Annotated in this window: 21 protein-coding genes and 1 tRNA gene; 12 read left to right on the top strand and 10 right to left on the bottom strand. The window is 64.0% G+C overall.

Annotation, left to right across the window (positions count from 1 at the left end):
* Nucleotides 1-120 precede the first annotated feature (120 nt).
* Genes ACN0X7_RS00485 through ACN0X7_RS00475 form a run of 3 tightly spaced genes read right to left on the bottom strand, consistent with a single transcriptional unit; the run spans nt 121 to nt 3,927 of the window.
* On the bottom strand, nt 121-930 hold the full coding sequence (locus ACN0X7_RS00485; protein WP_417512973.1) for a class I SAM-dependent methyltransferase: 810 nt from the start codon (nt 928-930) through the stop codon (nt 121-123).
* 30 nt (nt 931-960) lie between these two features.
* On the bottom strand, nt 961-2,841 hold the full coding sequence (gene asnB / locus ACN0X7_RS00480) for an asparagine synthase (glutamine-hydrolyzing) (RefSeq protein WP_417512971.1): 1,881 nt from the start codon (nt 2,839-2,841) through the stop codon (nt 961-963).
* A gap of 39 nt (nt 2,842-2,880) precedes the next feature.
* Complete coding sequence (locus ACN0X7_RS00475; protein ID WP_417512969.1) at nt 2,881-3,927, bottom strand: class I SAM-dependent methyltransferase; 1,047 nt, start codon at nt 3,925-3,927, stop codon at nt 2,881-2,883.
* 186 nt (nt 3,928-4,113) lie between these two features.
* On the opposite strand from ACN0X7_RS00475, the gene ACN0X7_RS00470 reads away from it, so the two are divergent.
* The 3 genes from ACN0X7_RS00470 to ACN0X7_RS00460 are packed head-to-tail and all read left to right on the top strand — an operon-like array spanning nt 4,114 to nt 6,862.
* A complete protein-coding gene (locus ACN0X7_RS00470) occupies nt 4,114-5,175 on the top strand; it encodes a Gfo/Idh/MocA family protein (RefSeq protein WP_417512967.1) in 1,062 nt (353 codons plus the stop codon).
* A gap of 2 nt (nt 5,176-5,177) precedes the next feature.
* Entirely contained in the window at nt 5,178-5,768 is a 591-nt protein-coding gene (locus ACN0X7_RS00465; protein WP_417512965.1) for a DapH/DapD/GlmU-related protein, read from the top strand.
* Nucleotides 5,768-6,862, top strand: coding sequence for a DegT/DnrJ/EryC1/StrS family aminotransferase (locus tag ACN0X7_RS00460; protein ID WP_417512963.1), 1,095 nt, complete (start codon nt 5,768-5,770; stop codon nt 6,860-6,862). Before ACN0X7_RS00465 ends, ACN0X7_RS00460 begins: the two co-directional genes overlap by 1 nt.
* Here the strand turns inward: ACN0X7_RS00460 and ACN0X7_RS00455 are convergent.
* Together ACN0X7_RS00455 and ACN0X7_RS00450 are read right to left on the bottom strand one after the other, a co-directional pair.
* A complete protein-coding gene (locus ACN0X7_RS00455) occupies nt 6,842-7,474 on the bottom strand; it encodes a sugar transferase (protein WP_417512961.1) in 633 nt (210 codons plus the stop codon). The two genes, ACN0X7_RS00460 and ACN0X7_RS00455, sit on opposite strands and share 21 nt — an antisense overlap.
* A gap of 3 nt (nt 7,475-7,477) precedes the next feature.
* The gene (locus ACN0X7_RS00450) at nt 7,478-8,686 is read right to left on the bottom strand and encodes an O-antigen ligase family protein (RefSeq protein ID WP_417512959.1); all 1,209 of its coding nucleotides are present in this window, start codon (nt 8,684-8,686) and stop codon (nt 7,478-7,480) included.
* Between the two features lie 281 nt (nt 8,687-8,967).
* Here ACN0X7_RS00450 and ACN0X7_RS00445 point away from each other — a divergent pair, with 281 nt between their 5' ends.
* On the top strand, nt 8,968-10,008 hold the full coding sequence (locus tag ACN0X7_RS00445; protein ID WP_417512957.1) for a glycosyltransferase family 4 protein: 1,041 nt from the start codon (nt 8,968-8,970) through the stop codon (nt 10,006-10,008).
* Nucleotides 10,009-10,033: 25 nt separating this feature from the next.
* Nucleotides 10,034-10,858: an enoyl-CoA hydratase-related protein gene (locus ACN0X7_RS00440; RefSeq protein WP_417512955.1), complete on the top strand. Its 825-nt coding sequence runs from the start codon at nt 10,034-10,036 to the stop codon at nt 10,856-10,858.
* Here ACN0X7_RS00440 and ACN0X7_RS00435 read toward each other — a convergent pair.
* A complete protein-coding gene (locus ACN0X7_RS00435) occupies nt 10,855-11,718 on the bottom strand; it encodes an NlpC/P60 family protein (RefSeq protein ID WP_417512953.1) in 864 nt (287 codons plus the stop codon). The two genes, ACN0X7_RS00440 and ACN0X7_RS00435, sit on opposite strands and share 4 nt — an antisense overlap.
* On the bottom strand, nt 11,711-12,070 hold the full coding sequence (locus ACN0X7_RS00430; RefSeq protein ID WP_417512951.1) for a MarR family transcriptional regulator: 360 nt from the start codon (nt 12,068-12,070) through the stop codon (nt 11,711-11,713). Before ACN0X7_RS00430 ends, ACN0X7_RS00435 begins: the two co-directional genes overlap by 8 nt.
* Before the next feature lie 328 nt (nt 12,071-12,398).
* On the opposite strand from ACN0X7_RS00430, the gene ACN0X7_RS00425 reads away from it, so the two are divergent.
* Together ACN0X7_RS00425 and ACN0X7_RS00420 are read left to right on the top strand one after the other, a co-directional pair.
* Nucleotides 12,399-14,669 carry a xanthine dehydrogenase family protein molybdopterin-binding subunit gene (locus ACN0X7_RS00425; RefSeq protein WP_417512949.1) on the top strand — a complete coding sequence of 757 codons (2,271 nt, stop codon included), beginning with the start codon at nt 12,399-12,401 and terminating at the stop codon, nt 14,667-14,669.
* Nucleotides 14,670-14,728: 59 nt separating this feature from the next.
* Nucleotides 14,729-14,803 (top strand) — tRNA-Gln (locus ACN0X7_RS00420).
* Between the two features lie 19 nt (nt 14,804-14,822).
* Here ACN0X7_RS00420 and ACN0X7_RS00415 read toward each other — a convergent pair.
* Complete coding sequence (locus ACN0X7_RS00415) at nt 14,823-15,530, bottom strand: DUF899 domain-containing protein (protein ID WP_417512947.1); 708 nt, start codon at nt 15,528-15,530, stop codon at nt 14,823-14,825.
* Nucleotides 15,531-15,584: 54 nt separating this feature from the next.
* On the bottom strand, nt 15,585-16,832 hold the full coding sequence (locus ACN0X7_RS00410; protein WP_417512945.1) for a thiolase family protein: 1,248 nt from the start codon (nt 16,830-16,832) through the stop codon (nt 15,585-15,587).
* A 68-nt stretch (nt 16,833-16,900) separates the two neighbouring features.
* Here ACN0X7_RS00410 and ACN0X7_RS00405 point away from each other — a divergent pair, with 68 nt between their 5' ends.
* From ACN0X7_RS00405 to folD, 5 genes are all read left to right on the top strand, one after another.
* A complete protein-coding gene (locus ACN0X7_RS00405; protein WP_417512943.1) occupies nt 16,901-18,055 on the top strand; it encodes a thiolase family protein in 1,155 nt (384 codons plus the stop codon).
* Complete coding sequence (locus tag ACN0X7_RS00400) at nt 18,052-18,453, top strand: Zn-ribbon domain-containing OB-fold protein (protein WP_417512941.1); 402 nt, start codon at nt 18,052-18,054, stop codon at nt 18,451-18,453. The genes ACN0X7_RS00405 and ACN0X7_RS00400 overlap by 4 nt, the downstream gene beginning before the upstream one ends.
* 78 nt (nt 18,454-18,531) lie before the next feature.
* Nucleotides 18,532-18,828 (top strand): YggT family protein, encoded by a 297-nt coding sequence (locus ACN0X7_RS00395; RefSeq protein ID WP_417512939.1) that lies wholly within the window; start codon nt 18,532-18,534, stop codon nt 18,826-18,828.
* Nucleotides 18,821-19,123, top strand: coding sequence for a DUF167 domain-containing protein (locus ACN0X7_RS00390; RefSeq protein ID WP_417512937.1), 303 nt, complete (start codon nt 18,821-18,823; stop codon nt 19,121-19,123). The genes ACN0X7_RS00395 and ACN0X7_RS00390 overlap by 8 nt, the downstream gene beginning before the upstream one ends.
* Complete coding sequence (gene folD, locus ACN0X7_RS00385) at nt 19,120-20,004, top strand: bifunctional methylenetetrahydrofolate dehydrogenase/methenyltetrahydrofolate cyclohydrolase FolD (protein WP_417512935.1); 885 nt, start codon at nt 19,120-19,122, stop codon at nt 20,002-20,004. Before ACN0X7_RS00390 ends, folD begins: the two co-directional genes overlap by 4 nt.
* Nucleotides 20,005-20,162: 158 nt before the next feature.
* Here the strand turns inward: folD and ACN0X7_RS00380 are convergent, their stop codons facing one another.
* A complete protein-coding gene (locus tag ACN0X7_RS00380; RefSeq protein ID WP_417513697.1) occupies nt 20,163-22,595 on the bottom strand; it encodes a ligase-associated DNA damage response DEXH box helicase in 2,433 nt (810 codons plus the stop codon).
* Nucleotides 22,596-22,633 lie beyond the last annotated feature (38 nt).

Raw genomic sequence — 22,633 nt, 5'->3', positions numbered from 1 at the left:
CAGTGCTGCTGGAGACTTTGAGATCCCCCAGCGCGCGACAGAACGGAGTCCGGTTTTCAGGCTCGGCATCGGTCAGATGTCCGTCGTTCGAGCGGCTTGAACGACCGATTGATCAAACCGTCAGCCTTTCCGTCTCAGCACATAGACACCGGCATAGTCGCAGGAATCGAAGACGCCGCGCATCTCCGGCATGTTCTGCAGGTCGGCGGCAATCCGGTTGATGTCATGATCGTGCCGTGGCTGTTCGGGCGCGGTGAAGGCCGGCTGGAACACGCGAGACATGAAGATGTAGAATCCAAGACTGACATAATCTTCGATGATGAAGTCCTCGCGGGCTTCCTCCTCGAAAGCGAGCCTTGTCATGGTGCGGTTGTAGCCGACAACGTTGAATGGCGGCAGGCCACGGCGTTCGCGCATCCTGTTGAGACCATCGACGCCGTCGGTCCAGCCTTCGGAGGTGACATAAAGACCACCCGGTTTCACGCAGGACGCGATCTGGTGCAGACCGCGCTTCTGCATGTCCCAGTCAGTCAGATTGATCAGGCATCTGATAGAGGTCGCGATGTCGAAAAGCCCGTGCTTCTCGATCACGGGTGAAAGATCCTGTACGTCGCCTGTCATGAAGCTCGCATTGGTGATCCCTCGGTCCTTGGCCAGTTTGACCGAACGTTCGACATATTCGTCAATGTAGTCGACGCCGACCACGTTCGCGGCGCGAACCGCGAAACGGCAGGTTGACTCCCCATCTCCGCATCCGACGTCCAGCAGACGTGCACCCGGACCGATCAGCCGTTCCATGGCATCCTCGACAGCCTGCTGCAGAAAGGGATCACGGGCCGTCGGGCGCAGCCCATCCTGATCGACCGACTTCGTTGCCGCATCGGTCCAATAGGCCCGCACCTCTTCAGGAGTTCTCTTTTCGCTGCTCATGTCGCTTCCATTTCCAGTCTTCGTCAGGGGTCAATCGAGATAGGTTTCGCACCACTGTTCCAGATACAGCAGAGACCATATCAGAAGGCGGCGATTCTGTTTGCCATCAAGGTGCTCGTCGACCAGCCCGCGCATCACGTCCAGATCGAAGATCTCGGCAACGCGCGGACGGCGTTCCAGCAGGCGGCGGCGGACATATTCGATGCTCTCGCCCCGGAACCAGCTTGCATCTGGTGCCGAGAACCCCTGCTTCTCGCGGTCGACGATGTCGTCGGGCAGAAAGGCGCGCATGGCCTCGCGCATCAGCAGTTTGCCGTCCTTGGTCTTTTCGAAATATTTCCGCGTCTTGCGACCGGGTTCATTCTCGTTCAGCCGCACGACTTCGCCCAGATTTCCCAGCTTCATGCTGACCGGCAGTTGCATGGCGAAATCGACCAGGTCATTGTCCAGAAACGGCACCCGGGTCTCCAGACCGTGCGCCATCGACAGCTTGTCCTCGACCACCAGCAGGCCGTGCATGAAGGTCTTGGCCTCCATGTAGAGCGAATGATTGATGTAGTCCTCGGGCCGCGTGAGGCGATCGGCGTGACCGTCGAAGACGTCACGGAAGATATCCCGCGTCATGATGTGCTCAACATCGCCAATCACGGGCGCAAGCAGCTTCTTCAGAATCGAGTTCGGCATCAGGCGGTGCCAGTAGGCATAATACTTGTCGATATACTGCTCGAAGTCGCTGTTCACGACAGCACGGTAATAGCGCCAGGGATAGCCGCCGAACATCTCGTCGCCACCTGCCCCGGAAAGGACAACCTTGCCGAACTTCGATGCCAGCCCCGCGGCGTAGTAGTTGGGATAGCTCTGGCCGACGCGGGGCTCTTCCAGGTGCCGGATGATATGGGGCATCGCGCGCTCCATGTCTCCGGCTTTCAGCACCATCTCGTACTGCTCGGTCCCGAACAGATAGGACATGTGCTCAGCGGGTTTGCGCTCATCGACGCCCAGCTCAAGCCCGGACGCCGAATGCAGATCAAAGCCCACGGTGAAGCTGCGCATGTGGGGCAATTGCCCGGCCGCCACAGCCGTGACACTGCCGGAGTCGATGCCGCCTGAGAGATACGATGAAACCGGTACATCCGACACCAGCTGTCGTGTGACGGCCTGCTGGAACAGATGCTCCAGTTCCGCTCGGTAGTCCTCGCGCGACCGCCGCGTACCCTCTTCGGGTTCGGTGAACTGATAATCCCAGTAGCGGCTGATCCGCGGCGACGCATCATCGGCGGCAATACGCAGAATCGCCGCCGCCGGCAGCATCTGAACGCCGTCGAACAACGTCCGGTCCGAGAAGAAATTCTGGAAGGTCAGGTATTCCATCAGGCCCGGCTTGTCGATGCGGGTCTTCAGATTGCCGTGCGCCAGCAGCGCCTTGATCTCCGAACCGAAGAGAAGCGTGTTGCCGGAAATCGTCCAGTAGAGTGGTTTCACACCATGGCGGTCGCGCGCCAGCAGAAGCTGCTTCTCGCGACGGTCCCAGATTGCGAATGCGAACATGCCATTGAATTTGAGCAGGGCATCTTCACCCCATTCGACCCAAGCCTTCAGAACAACCTCGGTATCGGTACGCGAATGAAACTGGTGCCCCAACGCCTGCAGATCGGCGCGCAGTTCCTGAAAGTTGTAGACCTCACCATTGTAGGTAATCGCGTAGCGGCCTTCCTGCGCCGTCATCGGCTGACGTCCAGCATCTGACAGGTCGATGATCGAAAGCCGCCGATGGCCAAGACCGACCGGTCCGTCGACATACGTGCCTTCGCCATCCGGACCGCGATGGGCGATAGCCGCCGTCATACGTCCGACAACCGGGTGCGCGGCCGGGGATCGGTCCAGTGTCAGATATCCGGCAATGCCACACATGAACCTTTGGCCCCTTCCATCAGACGCAAGGTGGTCCCTTCAGACCTTGTCCGCAACCACGGTGATACCAGCTTCTTCAACATGTATCTTGCGGATGTTCAGGCCTGCCTCGGCGCACCATGCGCGGACCTCGTCCGGAGACTGACGGAATGCGTAGGCCGGCGAATACCAGTCGAAATTGATGTGATTCATCTCGTCCATCGAGAAATCGGGATCGTGATACGCCTTGAAGATATGCCAGTAGAACAGCCGCTGGAGATTGATCTTCCCCGCCGGAATATCCAGCACATCAATCGCTTCAGGCACATCGATCTCGATATCCAGTTCGCCCAGCAAATGCCCCAACTTCGTGAGTGGCATTATGGCAGCCCAGGCCTCTTCCGGGTTCATGTCCGCAATGCGGTCGCGGATGTAATCGTCTGTAAATTCGCGGATCGGCCCCTTCCGCTTGTAGACATAGAACATGAACGTCCCACCGGACCGCAGCTTGCGGGCTACCGCAATGATCGCATCGCGCGTCGAAGGCGTATGGTGCAGCACGCCTTCGGAAAAGATCGCATCGACCGATCCATCCGGGAACGGCATCTGCATCAGGTCGCACTGCATGAAGGCACCCGGGATACCCTCTTCGGCAAAACGCATGCGCGCGACATCGACGGCTTCGGATATGTCGACGCCAACGTAGTTGATACGATCACCGTAGGGGCCAAAATATTCCAGCGCCGAAAAGGCCGCGCCACACCCGGCATCCAGCACGACCGGCTTGCGATCACGGACGGCGTTCAACCAGGGTTCGTCAGCCGGGTCGCCGTACTTGCCGATCAGCCATGCCTTCATCTTGGCCCGGAAATGCGGACTGTCGTAGGTGGCACGCTGGTGCCATTTGAAGTCGAACGCATCGCGCGTCTGGGTCTGCTCATCGGTGAATGCACGTCCCACACGGACAATCCCGTCCCGAACGGCAATCGGGGTGCCGGCCTGCTTCGCCTTCTCACCCTCGCCAAGGTTCGGAAAACCGATCAACTCGAACAACCATTCTGGCGGCGCTTCGATCGGCGTATCGGTATTGTCTGGCGCTGATGACATGGCAATGGTCCGGCTTGTTGATTCTGGCGGCGCGATACAGGCACCCCCTGGCAGCGTGTCTATCCCAATCCGTGCTGCCTGTGAATTGATCTCATGCGCCGGGTGCCTGAAGGCTAGACTCTTGCGGGACCGCCCACATAGGGCCTAAACCACTGGCATCGCAGATTGACCAGATGAGTTGTGCCGATGCCCGCCACTGCCGCCGACCTTCGTGACCGCCAGATTCGCTTTGCCGTGACCGGTTGCGGACGGATTGCGGAGAAGCATCTTTCGGCCCTGGCCGAGCATACGGACCGCGCAGAGCTGGTCGGTGTCTGCGAAACGAAGGACGCCGTCCGCGACCGGGTGACGGCAGAACACAATGTGCCTGGTTTCAGGACGCAGGCCGAGATGATCGAGGCGGTGAAGCCGGATGTCGTCGTGCTGGCGACCCCCAGCGGCCTGCACCCGCAGCAGACGATCGAGGCGGCGCGCATGGACGTCAACGTGATGACCGAGAAGCCGATGGCCACGCGCTGGGCCGATGGCCGCGCCATGGTCGACGCCTGCGACCGCGCCGGCGTGCGCCTGTTCGTGGTCAAGCAGAACCGCCGCAACGCCACGCTGCAACTGCTGAAGAAGGCGGTCAGCGGCGGGCGCTTCGGGCGCATCTATTCCGTGGCCATCAACGTGTTCTGGACCCGACCGCAGGATTATTACGACAGCGCAGGATGGCGGGGCACCTGGGAGTTCGACGGCGGCGCACTGATGAATCAGGCCAGCCACTACATCGATCTGCTGGAATGGCTCATCGGTCCCATCGAGAGCATCCAGGCCCAGACCGCGACCCTGGCCCGCAACATCGAGGTCGAGGACACCGGCGCCATGCTGGTCCGCTGGCGTTCCGGCGCCATCGGTACCGTCAACGTGTCCATGCTGACCTATCCGGAGAACCTTGAGGGCTCCATCACCATTCTGGGCGAGAAGGGGACCGTGCGCGTCGGCGGCGTCGCCGTGAACCGCATCGATCACTGGAAGTTCGCCGAACCCCACCCGATGGACGAGGAAGTCGCCAACGCGAGCTATGCGACGACATCTGTCTATGGCTTCGGGCACCCGCTGTATTATGACAATGTGATCAAGGTGCTGCGCGGCGAGGCCGAACCGGAGACCGACGGCCGCGAGGGTCTGAAATCGCTCGAAGTCCTGATCGCCGCCTATCTGTCGGCCCGCGACGGACAGCGCATCAGCCTGCCGCTGGAGTATTGAACATGGACTACACCGTTCACCCGTCCGCCATCGTCGATGACGGCGCAGAGATCGGCGCAGGCAGCCGCATCTGGCACTTCGTCCATGTCTGCGCACAGGCGAGGATCGGCGCGGGCTGCTCGCTGGGACAGAACGTGTTCGTCGGCAACGATGTGACCATCGGCGACAACGTGAAGATCCAGAACAATGTCTCAGTCTACGACGGTGTGACCCTGGAAGACGACGTCTTCTGCGGGCCCAGCATGGTCTTCACCAACGTCTACAACCCGCGCTCGGCCATCAGCCGCAAGGACGAATACCGCCCGACGCTGGTCCGCAAGGGCGCGACCATCGGCGCAAACGCGACCATCATCTGCGGGTCGACCGTGGGTGCGCATGCCTTCATCGCCGCCGGCGCGGTCGTTCGCAACGACGTGCCGGACTTCGCCCTGATCGGTGGCGTGCCGGGCAAGCAGATCGGCTGGATGAGCCTGTACGGCGAGCGGATTCCGTTGCCGGTCGAAGGCAAGGGCACCTGGACATGCCCGAATCTGGGCGACCGCTACACGCTGAAAGACGGCGTGCTGAGCGTCTCGAAGCGGAAACCGAACTGATGCAGTTCGTCGATCTCGGGGCACAGTACGCCCGCCTGAAACCGCAGATGGATGCCCGCATGGCCGCCGTACTGGCGCATGGCAAGTTCATCAACGGCCCGGAAGTAAAAGAGCTTGAGGGCAAGCTGGCCGATTTCATCGGGGTGAAGCACTGCATCGCCTGCGGCAATGGCACCGACGCGCTGCAGATCGCGCTGATGGCCGTGGGTGTCGGCCATGGCGATGAAGTCATCGTGCCCGGCTTCACTTATATCGCGACCGCCGAAGCCGCCGCCGTGCTGGGTGCGAAGCCGGTCTACGTCGATATCGATCCGGTCACCTACAACATGGACCCCGGGCTGCTGGAAGCGGCGATCACCGAGCGGACGAAGGCGATCATGCCGGTGTCGCTTTACGGCCAGTGCGCCGATTTCCCCGCCATCAACGCCATCGCCGAGCGCCATGGCCTGCCCGTGATCGAGGATGCGGCCCAGAGTTTCGGCGCGACGCAGAACAACCGGCGGTCCGGCGCCCTTTCGACGATCTCGACCACCAGCTTCTTTCCGTCCAAGCCGCTGGGGTGCTACGGCGACGGTGGTGCCATGTTCACCGACGACGACGAACTGGCACTTGTGATGCGGCAAATCGCCAGCCACGGCCAGGACCGGCGCTATCATCACATCCGGGTGGGCATCAACAGCCGCCTGGACACGCTGCAGGCTGCGGTCGTCCTGACCAAGCTGGAGGTGTTCGAGGCCGACATCGCCGGACGGCAGCGGGCGGCCCGTCTCTACGACACCCGGCTCGGCGCGATCGGGATCGGGATCGACACGCTGCCCCACGTTCGCGAAGGCAATACCAGCGCCTGGGCGCAGTACACGATCCAGGTCGACAAACGGGACGATGTGATCGCCAGCCTGTCCGCGGCGGGCATCCCCACCGCCGTGCACTACCCCTACCCGCTGAACCGCCAGCCTGCGGTGGCAGATCCCGACGCGATACTGCCGGTCGGAGACGCTGTCGCCGAACGGGTCATGAGCCTGCCGATGCATCCCGATCTGACAGAGGAAGACATCGACCAGGTGGCTCAGGCGTTAAAGGTCGCTCTCGCCTGAACCGCGCTGTTCACGGCCATCGTCGCTGCCGCGAAACTCCTCCATGATCGCCTTGTCCTCCGGCTCGACACCGCCGCCGCGCTTCAGCAGCACACCGACCGTCATCAGGATGATCCGGATGTCCAGCCAGAGGCTCTGCCTGTCGACATATGCGACATCCAGCGCGAACTTCTCATCCCAGCTCAGACGGTTGCGGCCCAGCACCTGCGCCAGACCGGTGACCCCGGGACGCACATCCAGACGGCGGCGTTGTTCAGGGCTGTAGCGCGCGACATACTCAGGCAGCAGGGGTCGCGGCCCGACAAGGCTCATGTCCCCCCGCAGAACATTCAGCAGTTGCGGCAGTTCATCCAGACTGGTCGACCGCAGCCGCCGACCGAACGGAGTGAGCCTGTCCTCGGCGGGCAGCAGCACGCCATCGGCATGGCGGGCATCGGTCATGGACCTGAACTTGAAGATCGTGAAGATCCGGCCATCCCTGCCCGCGCGCTGCTGGGTGAACAGGACCGGTCTGCCCAGCCGCCTGGCGACAAGCAGGGCCGTCACCAGACACACCGGCAGAATGACCGGTGCAGCCAGCAGGGTGAGCACGATGTCGAAAAGCCGCTTCACCGCCTAGCGTCCATTGTCGGCTTCCAGTTTCGACGCAGCCATGCCGATGGCCAGCGCCGCGAACAGGATGCACAGCCACCAGCCGTAGAAGAAGGATGTCGCTGCAGAAGCCGCCGCAAAGAAGGTAGCTACACTGGCGGCAAGGCCGGCCGAGGCCGGCCCCAGGCGGACGCGTGCCAGCAACCGGACCGCGAGCAGCAGCAGCACCCCGCCAAGCACCAGCGCGCCGAGGGTGCCCGTGTCCGCCATGACCTCGAGGACGAAATTGTGAGGGTGCGAAAAGCCGTCGGCAAACTGCCGGAAATTCCAGACGCCGACACCCAGCAACGGATTCTCTGACCACATCTGGATCGCCGCGCGCCATGCGGCCTCACGTCCGTTGAACGCGCCAAACTCGGTGTGTGACGTGACCAGCCGCTGTTCAACTATCAGCGGCGCATAAAGTGCCAGCGCCGCAAGCGATGCACCGAATGCCAAGACCACCGCGACAAGCGCCTTCCAGATCAACCCGAAGTAGCCCTGGACGACGGCAAACACCGTCAAGACCGCCAGTCCACCGGTTGCCGCGATCATGCCCGAGCGACTGCCCGACAGAAACACGACCATCGCCAACGCACCGACACAAAGAGCTTCAAGAGTGCCGATGTGCTGTCGCGAGCCTGTGCGGTTTGATGAAGCGAGCAGTCCCACCATCAGAGGCAGCAGAACGGCAAAGGCCGTCCCCCTGTGCCGGGATCGCTTGGTGCACCAGCGATACAGTTCGTTGATCTCGGCGTTGGCAACGCAATTGGCGCTGTCGCCCAGGGCGAAAAGCGACGCCACGGCAACAGCGGTCAGAAAGACAAGCACGAGCAGACGGCGCGATTCGTCGGGACAGAGATGCACGATCAGCAAGGCCGACAGTACCAGCAGAATCTGGAGCGCGAGATCTCCCGTCTTCAACAGCGCGTCTTCCGGCCACGGACTCATGCCGCTGGAAAGCGCTGCCACGACAAGAAAGCCGAGCAGCAGCAAAACGGAAACCCGCGCCGATACGGCAACAGGGACAATTTCCCGGCGCCTGTCGCGGAACACGGCCACCAGCCCCAGCACAATACCGAGCGCGAAGACGGCGAGCATCGTGATCCGTCCCATGGTGAGCAACGGCGCTGCGGCCCCGATGCACAACATCGATCCCGACCAGAGCAGTCCATTGTTTCGTCCGGCTGTCATCACGGCTCCACCAAAGATGCCCACGCGTGCTGCCCGTCTCTTGCCTTCTGCGGCGCACGCTGTCCAGTGGACGCAGCACGTCAGAGGCCCGCCGGAGCATGGACGGCCCGTCCGGGCAATGGTACATGCAGACAGGGTCAAAGGGCGCATTCCGGGACGGTGAGGGAGCGAAGGGCATTCCACATGTTGCTCCAGATCGTGCCGCTGAGCCGGGGACAGTGCTGGTCCTCGGGTCCTATGCGCCCTCGCTGCTCAACTTCAGAGGCCCGCTGATTTCGGCAATGACGCGCCGGGGTCACCGGGTGATCGCCGCTGCGCCTGACATCGACAAGGCAACGCGTCAGGGACTGACGGATCTGGGTGCCGAACCGCACGAAATTCGGATGCAGCGTACCGGGTTGAACCCGCTGGCCGACCTGGCGTTGTGGACCCGGATCGGGGCACTGATTCGCCGCGAGCGGGTCGATGTCGTCTTCGCCTACACGATCAAGCCGGTGGTCTGGGGCGGGCTGGCGTGCCGGACGATGCACAATGTGCGGTTCGCACCCATGATGACCGGGCTCGGCTACGGGCTGACCGGCGCACCGTCATTCAGACAGCGCATGGTGCAGGGCGTGCTGTCGTTTCTGCTCAAAGCGGCATTGAAGAAGGCGCAGGTGGTGTTCTTCCAGAACCCGGATGACCGCGCACTGCTGCAGGACCGCGCCCTTCTGGACGCCGAAAAGCCGACGGTTCTGACGGGCGGTTCGGGCATTGACCTCGACCGCTTCGAGGCACATCCGATCCCGGCGCAGATATCCTTCCTGATGGTCGCGCGGCTGCTCAAGGCGAAAGGCGTACGCGAATATGCCGAGGCCGTCCGGCGACTGGCCCGGGACCATCCCGCCGTCCCCTGCCGGCTGATCGGCTGGCTGGATGACTCTTCGGATTCCATCGGCGAGGACGAACTGGCGGCATGGCAATCGTCCGGCATGGAATTCCTGGGCTTTCAGGAGGATGTCCGTCCGCACCTCGCCGCCTGCGCCGTCTACGTGCTGCCTTCCTACCGCGAGGGCACGCCGCGATCGGTGCTCGAAGCCATGGCAACCGGCAGGGCAGTGATCACGACCGACGCCCCCGGATGCCGGGAGACGGTGAACGACGGTGAAAACGGCTATCTGGTTCCGGTCGGCGACGCAGACGCCTTATATAACGTCATGGTGAGATACATTCGGACACCGGCTCTGGCCACGGAACACGGCCACAGGTCGCGGGACATCGCCGAGGACCGCTTCGACGTTCACAAGGTCAATGCGACCATTCTGGACGCGCTCGATCTGTAGGCCAGACTTTTCGGGAGGGACAGACATGAATATCGATACCGGCACCGGGCAGTTGCTCTGCGAGATTCGCGATGGGGTTGCCATCATCACGCTGAACCGGCCGGAGGCACGGAACGCGCTGTCGGACGACCTGACCCCCGCCCTGCGCCGAATGATCCGCCAGATGGGGGACGATGACCGCGTCGGGGCGTTGCTGATCACCGGCGCCGGGACAGCCTTCTGTGCGGGCGGCGATGTGAAGGGCATGGCCGGTCGAACGCCCGCGAAGGCCGCGATGAGCACCGAGGAGAAGATCGCCGATCTGAAGCACCGGCAGCGGACGCTGACCGGCACGCTTGTCGGACTGCCAAAACCGACCATCGCGGCCCTGCCCGGCCCGGCGGCAGGTGCCGGTCTCGCCATCGCGCTGGCCTGCGATATCCGCTTCGCTGCCGACAGCGCCTTCGTCGCGACGGGCTACGCCCGGGTGGGCCTGACGGGAGATTATGGCATCTCGTGGCTGCTGACGCGGCTGGTCGGCACGGCCCGGGCGCGGGAACTGATGTTCACCGGCGACAAGGTGGACGCTGATCGCTGTGAGCGTCTGGGCATCGTGAACCAGGTCGTGCCTTTCGACGACCTGTTCGATACGGCTTTCGCCTTTGCACGCCGGATTGCGGCCGGACCGCGCACGGCCCTGGCCGGGATCAAGGCCAATCTGGATCGGGCTGCGCACGCCGAATTTCTCGAAGCGCTGGATCAGGAAGCCGAGATCCTTGTACCCGCCGCGCAACATCCCGATCACAGGGAAGCCGTGGCCGCCTTCGTCGAAAAGCGGACGCCGGTCTTCGGCACGGTGCAGGTGCGTTAGCTCCGAGGCGAAGCATTCCGAATTGCAGTGACCGATCCCCAGCCACCTCGTGTCCGTTCAAACACGGTCTCGGCGGGCTCGTGCGTCACCATCATGTGCGAAGCGTTGGCGTGGACCAGACCGCCTTCTCCGTCCGCGATCATGCAATGGCCCGGAAAGAACACCACATCGTTGCGCGCCAGTCCGGCAGGCGAGTCCGGCACGGGTTTCCCTTCGCCCAGTTCGTCGCGCAGCATGTCCGAATCGCGGGGCGGCATCAGACCGCAGCCCTGATGGGCGACCTGCACAAGGCCGGAGCAGTCCAGCCCGTGCGATGAACGCCCGCCCCAGAGATAGGGGGCTCCCATGCAGCGGATCGCGATATCGAGCGGGTCGGTCTCGGGTTTGCCCAGCGGACGGATATGGCTGGCGATGATGTGGGTGCCATCGGCAAGCTCGGCGAACTTGCCGTTCACCGATTTTATCGCAATCCGGGCACCCAGCGTCACACGGCCGGCGGGGCGCAGCTTGATGCTCGGTTCAGGGAACAGATGGCTCAGCCGCGCGGAAACGATATGCGTCGGCGCGGCGACCGGATCGCCGAGCGAAGAGTCCTCGACATAGCCGACATAGCCATCGAGTGCCCCCTGACACCAGCACCAACCGTTGGTGGTCTCGTAGACGTCCACCGGTTCGCCGAAAATCAGCTCCGAAATCTGCATGGACTGGCCGTCTTTCCCGGCGCGGATGGCGGCAATCTCGGTCGTCACGACTGCGCGTCGCGGTGTCTGAAAACGGTCGGCGGCCACCCGGCCCTGCAGATAGGCGGCGGCCAGATCGGCGCGGAAAGGATGCCGGCGGCTGTCGAGCCGTTCAGCCATCAAGACGCAGTTCGGCGCGCTGGGATTCCCGCACCATTTCGGAAAAGCCGTTGAGGCAGGCGAACCCCGCCTCGGTGCGCTGCACCAGCACGTTCCGGCGGTCGGTCTCGTCGCGCTGTCTGCGCGCCAGTCCCCGCGTCCCCAGCGCATCCAGAGCCCGGCTGACCGCCGGTTTCGAGATGTTCAGGGTCTCGGCGAGCCCCCGCACCGTGTGCGGCCCCGGGCGCAGATAGACGTTCAGCATGATCGCGAGCTGACGGGTCGAAAGATCCGGCGAATCCGACGCGACAAATTCCGTCAGCGCGCCGCACCAGACCGACAGAAGACCCAGATTCTGACCTGAATCGCCCATGACACTCTAAACTCCCGATTTCCGAACGTGAACGGAGCCTGTCACAGGTTCAGACACCGCGCAATGAACGCTACGGTATGAGAGGGATGCGCGTAAGCATTGGATAGTACAAAGCAAATCGGACACTCTTCCGGAGGTTGCGCACATTCTGGCCCCGCGGGTCGGCAGCAACGATCCTTTCCGGAATCGAAATACTCAATCTTGAGTTGACTACCATGATACCCGATCCGGCGGTCGCGTGGAACCGGTTGGCGAAGGGAGGCAGAACCATGTGGACGCAGTACGGCAATCCGGCGTCTCATGGTGTTTCTCAGCACGGAGCGATGACATGACGAAGATGGGTGATCCGGTCCGCCGGCGAGAAGACTTTCGTTTCCTGACCGGCGCGGGCCGGTTTGCCGCCGATCTGGAACTGCCGAACGCACTCGAAGCCTGCTTCGTGCGCGCGCAGGTCGCCTGCGGCCGCATCGTCTCAATCGATACCTCCGCGGCACTCGCGCTGCCGGGTGTCAGGGCGGTGCTGACGGGCGCGGATGCGGATGCCGACGGGCTGGGGACGATCCCCACCGGCGCCCCCGTCCAGAACCGGAACGGCACGCCGTTCAGCGAGGCCCCGCGCCCCGTGCTGCCCGCCGAACAGGTGCATCATGTCGGACAACCCGTCGCGCTGATCGTCGCCGAAACCCGCGCCATCGCCCTGGAAGCTGCGGATCTGGTCATGGTCGACATCGATGACCGGCCCCCCGCCCTGGGCTGTACGACATCGCCCCGGATCCACGACGACATTGCGGATAATCTGGCCTTCGACTGGGGTGCGGGTGATTTCGAGGCCGCCGACCGGGCCGTCGACGCCTGCTCCCACGCCGTCGAGATCACCTTCCATCAGAACCGCATGGCCGGCGCGCCCATCGAGGGCAGGGTCGCCATCGGCGAGTACGTGGCGGACGACCCGTCGGTCACCTTGCATCTGGCCTGTCAGGGGGCCCACACGGCGCACGTCATGCTGTCGCGGTTCGCGCTGAAATGGCCGAAGGAGCAACTCAGGGTGCGCGTCCACGACGTCGGGGGCGGATTCGGTCCGAAATTCTTCGTCTATCCCGAGCAGGCTGCGGTCGCATGGGCGTCCTGGCGTCTGAAGGCCACCGTCCGGTGGGTCTCCGAGCGCACCGAGAGCTTCGTCTCGGAGACCCATGCGCGCGATCAGGTGGTCCGCACCCGTCTGGGCTTCGACGAGAGCGGCAGGTTTCAGGCCATTTCGATGCAGTCGGATGCGGACATGGGGGCGTTCCTGTCGTCGTTTGCAGCGGGCGTGCCCACGGACGGTCTGGCGAAGGTTCTGACCGGTCTCTATACGATCCCGGTCGCCGGTCTGCATGTGCGCGGCTTCTACACCAACACCGTGCCCGTCGATGCCTATCGCGGCGCGGGCAAGCCGCCGGGCATCTACTGCCTGGAACGACTCGCCGATATGGCGGCCGCGCGTCTGGGCATGGACCGCGCGGAAATCCGGCGCATCAATCTGGTGCAGCCGCAGGCCCTGCCCTACACCACCGCGCTGGGCAAGGTGCTCGACGGCGGCGGCGACTATCCCGCCGCGCTGACGCACACGGTCGAAGCCATCGACTGGCATGGCTTCGACGCACGCCGGAAGGACAGCGAAAGCCGGGGCCTGCGCCGCGGCATCGGTCTCGCCTGCAACCTGCACGGGATCGGGGGTTCCACCAACGAGACCAGTCGCGTGACCCTTGGCACCGACGGTCGCGTGACCGCCTGGACCGGGACGCAGTCGACCGGCCAGGGACATGAGACCGTCTACGCGCAGATCCTCGCCGAGCGGCTGCAGATCCCGTTCGACCGGATCGATGTCCGGCAGGGCGATACGGCGCTGTTGCGGCGTGGTGGCGGCACGGGCGGGTCATCATCGACGACGATCTCGGGCACGACGCTGGCGCGGACCGCCGACGCAGTGATCCGCATCGCGAAGGACCGCGCCGCCGACCATCTGGAAACGGCGGCAGCGGACATCGACTATGCCGATGGCACGTTCACGGTGACCGGCACGGACCGCCGCGTGAGCATCTTCGACCTGGCCGAGACCGAGCCGCTGGAAGCCGAACATGATTTTGCCGATGAGGTTTCGGCCTTTCCTTACGGCGTTGTCGCCGCCGAGGTCGAGATCGATCCCGATACCGGTCAGGTCACGCTGGCGCGACTGGTGAGTTGCGATGACGCCGGACGGATCGTCAATCCGCTGCTGCTGCATGGGCAGTCCCAGGGATCTCTGGTGCAGGGGGTCGGGCAGGCCCTGCTGGAACACGCCGTCTACGAGGACGGAACAGGCCAGCTTCTGGCGGGCTCCTTCATGGACTACGCAATGCCGCGCGCCGATGATCTGCCGGCCATCGAGACCAGCTTCATCGAAACCCTGTCACCGACCAATATCCTCGGCATTCGCGGGATCGGCGAACTGGGCGCAAACGGTGCGCCGGCTGCAGTCGGCAATGCCGTGTTCCACGCGCTGACTGCCGACGGTATCACCGACCTGGAGCCACCCTTCACACCCGCCAGGGTATGGCAGGCACTTCGGAAAGCGACGTGAGGGGCGGTGAATTCGGCATTGTAAGGCCGAAGCAAAATGCGCTATCTCCCGCAGCGTGTTGGGGCGTGGCCAAGTGGTAAGGCAACGGTTTTTGGTATCGTCATTCGCAGGTTCGAATCCTGCCGCCCCAGCCACTCCTCCACGCGGACGATTTCAGTTGTCGTATTCGTCATGGCGGCGCACCCAGCTCATCGAAAACGGCAGATCGTCCTCGTCGCGCCCCTTCGGCAGCAGATCCAGATAGGCATACATGCCGTTCAGCGGATCCAGACCCCGCGCATACGTGGAATAGGTATGGAAGACCGAACCTTCCGGATCCTTAGCGAACACACTTGCGCCCGGCATCTCCTCCCCGTGCGGCGACGTTTCCGAGAAATTGTAGGAGGCCGTCCCGGCTTTGATCTGCGCTTCGGTCGCGCTGACGCCAAAGTCGAAGTTGAAGTCGCTGCCCAGCGATGACACCCACTCGAACCGCCAGCCCATGCGTTCCCTGTAGGCGTTGAGTTTCTCCAGCGGCGCGCGGGAAACGGCGACGAAGCCGGTGTCGCGCTGGTTCATGTGCACGACTGTGCCGTCGTAGCTGTCGGCCCAGAGCGAACAGCTCGGACAGCCCTGTTCCCAGTCGGGCCCGAACATGAAGTGCTGCACAATCAACTGGCTGTAGCCGCCGAACAGGTCGCCGAGCGATTTCTCGCCCCCGTTCGTGATGAAGCGATAGTCCTTCTCGACCCTGACCCGGGGCAGTGCGCGCCGCTTCGCCGCCAGTTCGTCGGACCGTCGCAGATGTGCCTTCTCTTCGGCCAGCAGCGACTTGCGGGCCGCCAGCCATTCGTCGCGCGATGCGATCACGGGTTCGGGCATGTCAGCTCTCCATTAAATAACCATTTGGTTAAATTAAGGAGATCATGCCCACAGTCAAGCGGCGGCGGGTCCCTCCAGCACGGTGATGGCGCAGGTCGCCTCCTCGAAGCGATAGACGCCGCCGCCATTCTCGGCGATCGCGCGGCGCGCGCCCTCGACCTGACGCGCACCGGCTTCGCCGCGCACTTGCGTGACCAGTTCGTAGATCTGACCCAGGCCGGTCGCGCCGATCGGATGGCCCTTGGATTCCAGCCCGCCCGAGGGATTGACCGGCACGCGTCCGCCCAGCCGTGTCTCGCCCCGTTCGGCTGCCGGTCCGGCTTCACCGAACGCGCAGAGACCCATGTTCTCGACCTGCTGGATCTCGCCCATCGCGGTCGCATCGTGCACTTCGGCGACGTGAATATCTTCCGGGCCAAAGCCCGCGAACTCGTAAGCCTTTTTCGAGGCACGCCGGGTCACGTGGTTCTCCAGATCGTCCGGTTCGCGATTGACGCTGGTGCCCATCACCGCCGCCGCGACGCGCACGGCCCGGCCCATGCCCAGCTTCCTCGCCATCCTTTCCGACACCAGGATCGCCGCCGCAGCGCCGTCCGAAATCGGTGAGCACATGGGCAGGGTCAGGGGCCAGGACACCAGCCGCGCGCCCATGACCTGTTCCACCGAGATATCGTCGCGGTACTGCGATTTGGGATTGAGTGTCGAATGGAAATGATTCTTCGACGCCACATGCGCCAGATGCTTCTGCGTGGTCCCGAAGTTCTTCATGTGGAACTTCGCCCAGTTGGCATAGATGTCCATGAAAGGGCTGCGCTGGCCGTTCGGCAGGACCGCCTCGGGTGGAGTTTCCACGCCGTCGCCCAGCGCGTTCAGCCGCGCGAACGTCGCCTCGCGGTCGTGTACATCGATAGCCCCGTCGAAGATCTCGAACGAGCGCGCCTTGTCGGCGTGGTACATCTTGTCCGCACCGACCGCGAGCGCGATGTCGCACTGACCCGCCCTGATCGCGGTGTAGGCCATGTTGAACGCCGTCGAGGCGGAGGCGCAGGCGTTCTCGACATTGGCCATCGGGATGCCTTCGAAACCCATGTCCCGCAGCGCCATCTGCCCGGGCACCAGCGTCTGTCCTTCCAGCACGCCCTGCGTGGTGTTGGAGAACCAGGCGGCCTCCACATCGCTCACCTCAAGATCGGCATCCGCAAGCGCTTCGGAAACCGCCTCCCGCGTCAGATCCTTCACAGACTTTTCCAGAAAACGCCCGAACGGGGTCATGCTCGCCCCCGTCACATAGACTTCGGTCATTGCATGCCTCCCCAGCTTGTACGTATGCGTACCATATCGCACTATGGCTTCGGGGAGGAAGCCAGCGCATGACCAACAGGAAAGCCGTGATTTCAGGGGTCGCCAATACCCCGTGCGGGAAACTGCCAGAGGAAAGCTGCCTGTCGCTGCACGCGACCGTGGCCCAGGGTGCCGTCGCGGACGCGGGCATCAGCCTGAAGGATGTGGACGGGTTGCTGTGCGCCTACTCCTTCACCGAACCGCATCCGATGCTGGCCCACGTCGTCGCCGAATATCTGGGCATCCAGCCCGCCTACGCGGCCTGCGTCAGCGCCGGCGGGACGTCGGGTGCCCTGCAGGTGATGACCGCCAAGGCGCTGGTCGAGGCCGGCATGTGCAAGCACGTGCTCTGCCTGACCGGCGACAACCGGCTGACCGGCATGGCACCGGGCAGCGCGGTCGCGGCGCTGGCGAATTTCGGACATGGCCAGTACGAGGTGCCCTACGGCATCACCATTCCCGCCGCCTACGGCATGGTCGCCCAACGCTACATGCACGACACCGGCCTGACGCTGGAGCAGATGGCCCATATCGCCGTCACCACCCGCAATCACGCGCGGCGTCACCCGGATTCCCAGATGAAGAAACCGCTGACGGTCGAGGAGGTGATGGCCAGCCGCCCCATCGCCGAGCCGCTGCGCCTGTACGACTGCGCGCTGATTTCCGACGGCGCGGCGGGCATTCTGGTCTCGGCGGAAGCGACCGACCCGGCCCGGTCCATCCGTCTCGCCGGTGCCGGGCAGAAGGGCACCCATGAACATCTGATCGGCGCGCCGCGCGACCTGCAGAGCTTCGGGTGCAAGCAGTCCTCGGCCATGGCCTTCGCCGACGCGGGCATGACCGTCGACGACATCGACGTCGCCGAGATCTACGACAGTTTCACCATCACTCTGGCCATCGAACTGGAATCCATCGGCTTCTTCGAGAAGGGCACGGTGGGACCGGCGGCCGCCGAGGGCGCGCTGGATCTGGGCGGCAGCCTGCCCTGCAACACCCACGGCGGGCTTCTGAGTTTCGGGCATTCCGGCGCGGCGGGCGGATCGTTCCACATCGTCGAGGGCGTGCAGCAGTTGCGTGGCGAGGCTGCCGACCGGCAGGTGCCGGACGCGGCCACCTGTTTCGTACACGGCGATGGCGGGGCACTTTCGGCCCATGTTTCCCTGATCCTGGAGAAAGTGGCATGAGCGTGCAGAAACCCGCCCCCGAAACCACCATCGATTCCGAAGCCTTCTGGGCCGCCTGCACGGATGAGCGCCTGACCATCCAGAAGTGCGGCGCCTGCGGTGCGGTACAGCTCTATCCGCGCAGCCTGTGCACCTCGTGCAACGGCCACGATCTCACGATGATCGATGCGGCAGGCACCGGTACCGTCTTCACCTACACGGTCAGCCACCGCGCACCGACACCGGCCTTCGCCGCCGACGCGCCCTATGTGATCGCCCTGGTCGATCTGGACGAGGGCCCGCGGATGATGATGAACGTCATCGGCTGCCCCGCATCGGAGGTGAAGATCGGCATGAAGGTCCGGGTGGTCTTCGAACAGCGCGGAGAGATGAAGATCCCGCAGGCGACGCCCGCCTGAGTCTGCGCGGCTCCCTTGCGCATCGGCGCGTGCGCGGCTATCTGTCCGGGACGGAACGCACCCTTCTGAGGACCGGCCATGCACGCGCTTGCGACCCTGATCGACCTTGCGGTCACCCTGTTCATCTACATCCTGATCGCGAACGCGATCCTGAGCTGGCTCGTCGCCTTCAACGTGGTGAACCCGCAGAACCCGTTCGCGCGCCAGGTCGGCTATTTCCTGTACCGCGTGACCGAGCCGGTGCTGGCCCCGATCCGGCGTATCCTGCCCGACCTCGGCGGGATCGACCTGTCGCCGGTCATCCTGATCGTGATCCTGATCGTGCTGAAGAACCTGATTCTGGTCGATCTTCTCGGCTACGGGCAGTTTGCCTGACGCGGTTCGTCTGGAACTGAAGGTCACGCCGGGCGCCCGCGCCAACAGCATCGACGGCTGGCAGATCGATGCCGACGGCAAGGCCCGCCTGAAGGTCGCGGTGACCGCCGCCCCGGAAAAGGACAAGGCGAACAGGGCCGTCGTCAAACTGATCGCGAAGACGCTGAAAGTCGCACCGGGCACGATTGAGGTCGTGCGCGGTGAAACGGCGCGGCTGAAGACGTTGCAGTTTGCCGCTGATCCGATAGATACCGCGCAACGGATCACGCAAACCTTCGGGGAGCCCGCAGCATGAGCGACGACAAGATCATCGACGGCAAGGCATTCGCCGCCACTGTCCGCGCCCGCGTGAAGACGCAGGTCGAGGCGTTGCAGAAGGATCACGGCATCACACCGGGTCTGGCCGTCGTTCTGGTGGGGGAGGATCCGGCCAGTCAGGTCTACGTCCGCAACAAGGCCAGGCAGACCAAGGAAGCAGGGATGCGTTCCGACGAGATCCGGCTCGACGCGACCGCCAGCCAGGAAGAGGTGCTGGCGGTTGTCGACCGTCTGAACGCCGATCCGGGCATCCACGGCATTCTGGTACAGCTTCCCCTGCCCGATCAGATCGAGGAGAACGCGGTTCTGGACCGCATCGACCCGGCCAAGGATGTCGATGGCTTTCATGTCATCAACACCGGACGGCTGCAGGTCGGCCTGCCCGCGCTGGTACCCTGCACCCCGCGCGGCTGCATCATGATGCTGAAAGAGCGGCTGGGCGACCTGTCGGGCAGGAACGCCATCGTCATCGGACGTTCCAATATCGTCGGCAAGCCGATGGCCATGCTGTTGCTGCAGGAAAGCTGCACGGTAACCATCGCCCACAGCCGCACGAAGGATCTGGCCGGGCTGTGCCGCCGGCAGGATATCGTCGTCGCCGCCGTGGGCCGCCCGCATTTCGTGAAAGGCGACTGGATCGCCGAAGGTGCGACCGTGATCGACGTCGGCATCAACCGCATCCCGAAGGACGACGGCAAGACCCGGCTGGTGGGCGACGTGGACTTCGATGCCGCCCTGCCCCGCGCCGGTGCCATCACGCCCGTTCCCGGTGGCGTCGGCCCCATGACCATCGCCTGCCTGCTGGCCAACACGATCACCGCCGCCTGCATGGCGAACGGCATCGACGAGCCTGCCTAGAGCCATCGCCGACTCCCGGGCTGTCACCCCCGGTTTATCCGGGGGCCTTCCTGAATATCCGGTACGCACGGCGTTCGCTGAATCGACGGTTGCCCGCGCACGGAGGCAGGGGTGACGCTCAGTGCGTTTGACCGTTTCAGTTGAAGGCTGAACAGACGTCAGAGCAGCTGCGTCGCTTCGGCCATCAGGTCGTCGGCGACTTCGGCAACCAGGTCTTCCAGAGCTTCGCCGCGTATGGGTTCCTTGCTGATATCCAGCAGCACCGGCACAGCCAGCGGCGATACGCGGTCGAGGCGCTGGACCGTGATATGGCCCGCCACACGCACCAGCATGTCGGCGAGGCGGCGCACATCCAGCAAGCCTGTCGCCGCGTCGGCCCATGTCGCCCGCAGCAGCACGTGGTCGGGTTCATGCTCACGCAGGACATCGTAGATCAGATCCGACGAGATCGTCATCTGGCGGCCTGACTTCTCCTGCCCCGGAAACCGGCGTTCGATCAGCCCGGCGACGGTCGCGACGTTGCGGAATGTCCGTTTCATCAGGATCGACTGATCCAGCCAGTCCTCCAGATCGTCGCCCAGCATATCCCTGTCGAACAGGCCGTCGACGTCCTCGACCGGCCGCAGAGACCAGACGGCAATCGCATAGTCGGAGGCCACGAAACCGAGCGGTCTGAGCCGCGCGCGCTCCATGCGGCGGGTCAGCAGCATGCCCAGCGTCTGATGCGCGAGTCGCCCTTCGAACGGATAGGCGACCATGTAGTGCTTGCTGCCCCGCGGAAAGGTCTCGACCAGCAACTGGTCGGGGCGTGGCAGGATGGACCGCCACTTCTGCAGCCGCAGCCACTCCAGCGTCTGCTCGGACAGTCCCGGATGCTTCTGCGGATCGGCCAGAATGCGCCGCACCTTCGCGGCCAGAAATGTCGAAAGCGGAAACTTGCCGCCCATGTAGCTGGGGACGCTGGCTTCCTCGCCCGGTGCGCGGGTGACGATGGCCGTGGTCTCCCGTACCGCCTTGAAGCGCAGCACCTCGCCCGCGAAGACGAACGTGTCGCCGGGCGAAAGCTGTTCGATGAAATATTCCTCGACCTCGCCCAGTTGCCGCCCGCCGTTCAGCCGCACTTTCAGCATCGGGGCCTCGACGATGGTGCCGACGTTCAGGCGGTACTGCTGGGCAATGCGCGGATTGGCGACGCGATAGCGGCCATCGCCGGTCTGCTTCAGCCGGTTGTAGCGTTCGTAGCGTTTCAGCGCATAGCCACCGGTCGCCACGAAATCGACGACGCGATCGAATGTCTCGCGGTCCAGATCGCCATAGGGTTCGGTGCGCGCGATCTCCTGAAACACCTCGTCCGGCGCGAAAGGCGCACCGCAGGCGATGCCCAGTATGTGCTGTGCCAGTACATCCAGCCCGCCCGCTCGGCGCTCTGGGCCATCGACCTCGCGCTTGTCCAGCGCCTCCAGCGCGGCGAGACATTCCATTTCCTCGAACCGGTTGGCGGGCGCGAACATGGCATGACTGGGTTCGTCGAGGCGATGGTTCGCGCGGCCGATTCGCTGCAGCGTGCGCGCCGCGCCCTTCGGCGCACCGATCTGCACCACCAGATCGACATCGCCCCAGTCGATGCCCAGATCCAGCGTCGATGTGCAGACCACAGCGCGCAGCGCTCCCTTCGCCATGGCGGTCTCGACCTTGCGGCGGCGCTCCACATCCAGACTGCCATGATGCAGCGCGATGGGCAGCGCATCTTCGTTCACCCGCCAGAGTTCCTGAAAGATGATCTCGGCCTGACTGCGGGTGTTCACGAAGATCAGAACCGTTTTCCGGCGTTTGATCGTCTCGTAGATTTCGGGGATCGCATGACGTGCCGAATGACCCGACCACGGAATACGCCCCTCGGCACGCAGGATGCTGACCTCCGGATTCGGCCCCGGCGCACCGCGCACGATGGATGCCTCTGCGCCCGCAAGCCCGATGTAGTGCGCCAATCGGTCGGGATCGGCAATGGTCGCCGACAGGCCGACACGCCGGTGGTCAGGGACCAGCGTCGCCAGCCTTGCCAGACCCAGAGCCAGCAGGTCACCGCGCTTCGAATCGGCGAAGGCGTGCAACTCGTCCACCACGACCGTGTGCAGGTGCCGGAAGATCTTCAGCGTGTCGCGCGAGGCCAGCATCAGCGCCAGCTGCTCCGGTGTAGTCAGCAGGATGTTCGGTGGTGTGTGCCGCTGACGCGCCCGCTTCGACTGGGGCGTGTCGCCGGTCCGGCTCTCCAGCGTCAGGTCGAGACCGATCTCGCGGACCGGGGCTTCCAGATTGCGCTGAATGTCATAGGTCAGCGCCTTCAGGGGCGAGACGTAGAGCGTATGCAGGCCCGGTCGCGGGTTCTCGGCCAGGTCAACCAGGCTGGGCAGGAACCCGGCCAGCGTCTTGCCGCCGCCGGTCGGCGCGATCAACAGCGCGTTGCGTTCCTGCCGCGCCAGATCCAGCAGGGCCAGCTGGTGCGGTCGGGGCTGCCATCCACGCCCGTCGAACCAGTCGACGAAGCCCTGCGGCAGATTTCCGGCGTTTGCAAAGGCGGCGGCGGTATCCATCAGGCGAATGTAATCGCTTTTCCGGCTTTGTTCATGCG

This window comes from Minwuia sp. (assembly GCF_048263705.1).
Taxonomy (GTDB): Bacteria; Pseudomonadota; Alphaproteobacteria; order Minwuiales; family Minwuiaceae; genus Minwuia.
This window is presented reverse-complemented; position numbering and strand designations above follow the sequence as displayed.

Coding starts and splice junctions, on each gene's coding strand:
- ACN0X7_RS00430 (WP_417512951.1), bottom strand. CDS start 12,070: ATGGGCGATTCAGGTCAGAATCTGGGTCTTCTGTCGGTCTGGTGCGGC.
- ACN0X7_RS00485 (WP_417512973.1), bottom strand. CDS start 930: ATGAGCAGCGAAAAGAGAACTCCTGAAGAGGTGCGGGCCTATTGGACC.
- ACN0X7_RS00475 (WP_417512969.1), bottom strand. CDS start 3,927: ATGTCATCAGCGCCAGACAATACCGATACGCCGATCGAAGCGCCGCCA.
- ACN0X7_RS00425 (WP_417512949.1), top strand. CDS start 12,399: ATGACGAAGATGGGTGATCCGGTCCGCCGGCGAGAAGACTTTCGTTTC.
- ACN0X7_RS00460 (WP_417512963.1), top strand. CDS start 5,768: ATGCAGTTCGTCGATCTCGGGGCACAGTACGCCCGCCTGAAACCGCAG.
- ACN0X7_RS00465 (WP_417512965.1), top strand. CDS start 5,178: ATGGACTACACCGTTCACCCGTCCGCCATCGTCGATGACGGCGCAGAG.
- ACN0X7_RS00470 (WP_417512967.1), top strand. CDS start 4,114: ATGCCCGCCACTGCCGCCGACCTTCGTGACCGCCAGATTCGCTTTGCC.
- ACN0X7_RS00405 (WP_417512943.1), top strand. CDS start 16,901: ATGACCAACAGGAAAGCCGTGATTTCAGGGGTCGCCAATACCCCGTGC.
- ACN0X7_RS00445 (WP_417512957.1), top strand. CDS start 8,968: ATGACGCGCCGGGGTCACCGGGTGATCGCCGCTGCGCCTGACATCGAC.
- ACN0X7_RS00400 (WP_417512941.1), top strand. CDS start 18,052: ATGAGCGTGCAGAAACCCGCCCCCGAAACCACCATCGATTCCGAAGCC.
- ACN0X7_RS00450 (WP_417512959.1), bottom strand. CDS start 8,686: ATGACAGCCGGACGAAACAATGGACTGCTCTGGTCGGGATCGATGTTG.
- folD (WP_417512935.1), top strand. CDS start 19,120: ATGAGCGACGACAAGATCATCGACGGCAAGGCATTCGCCGCCACTGTC.
- ACN0X7_RS00440 (WP_417512955.1), top strand. CDS start 10,034: ATGAATATCGATACCGGCACCGGGCAGTTGCTCTGCGAGATTCGCGAT.
- ACN0X7_RS00415 (WP_417512947.1), bottom strand. CDS start 15,530: ATGCCCGAACCCGTGATCGCATCGCGCGACGAATGGCTGGCGGCCCGC.
- ACN0X7_RS00435 (WP_417512953.1), bottom strand. CDS start 11,718: ATGGCTGAACGGCTCGACAGCCGCCGGCATCCTTTCCGCGCCGATCTG.
- asnB (WP_417512971.1), bottom strand. CDS start 2,841: ATGTGTGGCATTGCCGGATATCTGACACTGGACCGATCCCCGGCCGCG.
- ACN0X7_RS00395 (WP_417512939.1), top strand. CDS start 18,532: ATGCACGCGCTTGCGACCCTGATCGACCTTGCGGTCACCCTGTTCATC.
- ACN0X7_RS00380 (WP_417513697.1), bottom strand. CDS start 22,595: ATGGATACCGCCGCCGCCTTTGCAAACGCCGGAAATCTGCCGCAGGGC.
- ACN0X7_RS00410 (WP_417512945.1), bottom strand. CDS start 16,832: ATGACCGAAGTCTATGTGACGGGGGCGAGCATGACCCCGTTCGGGCGT.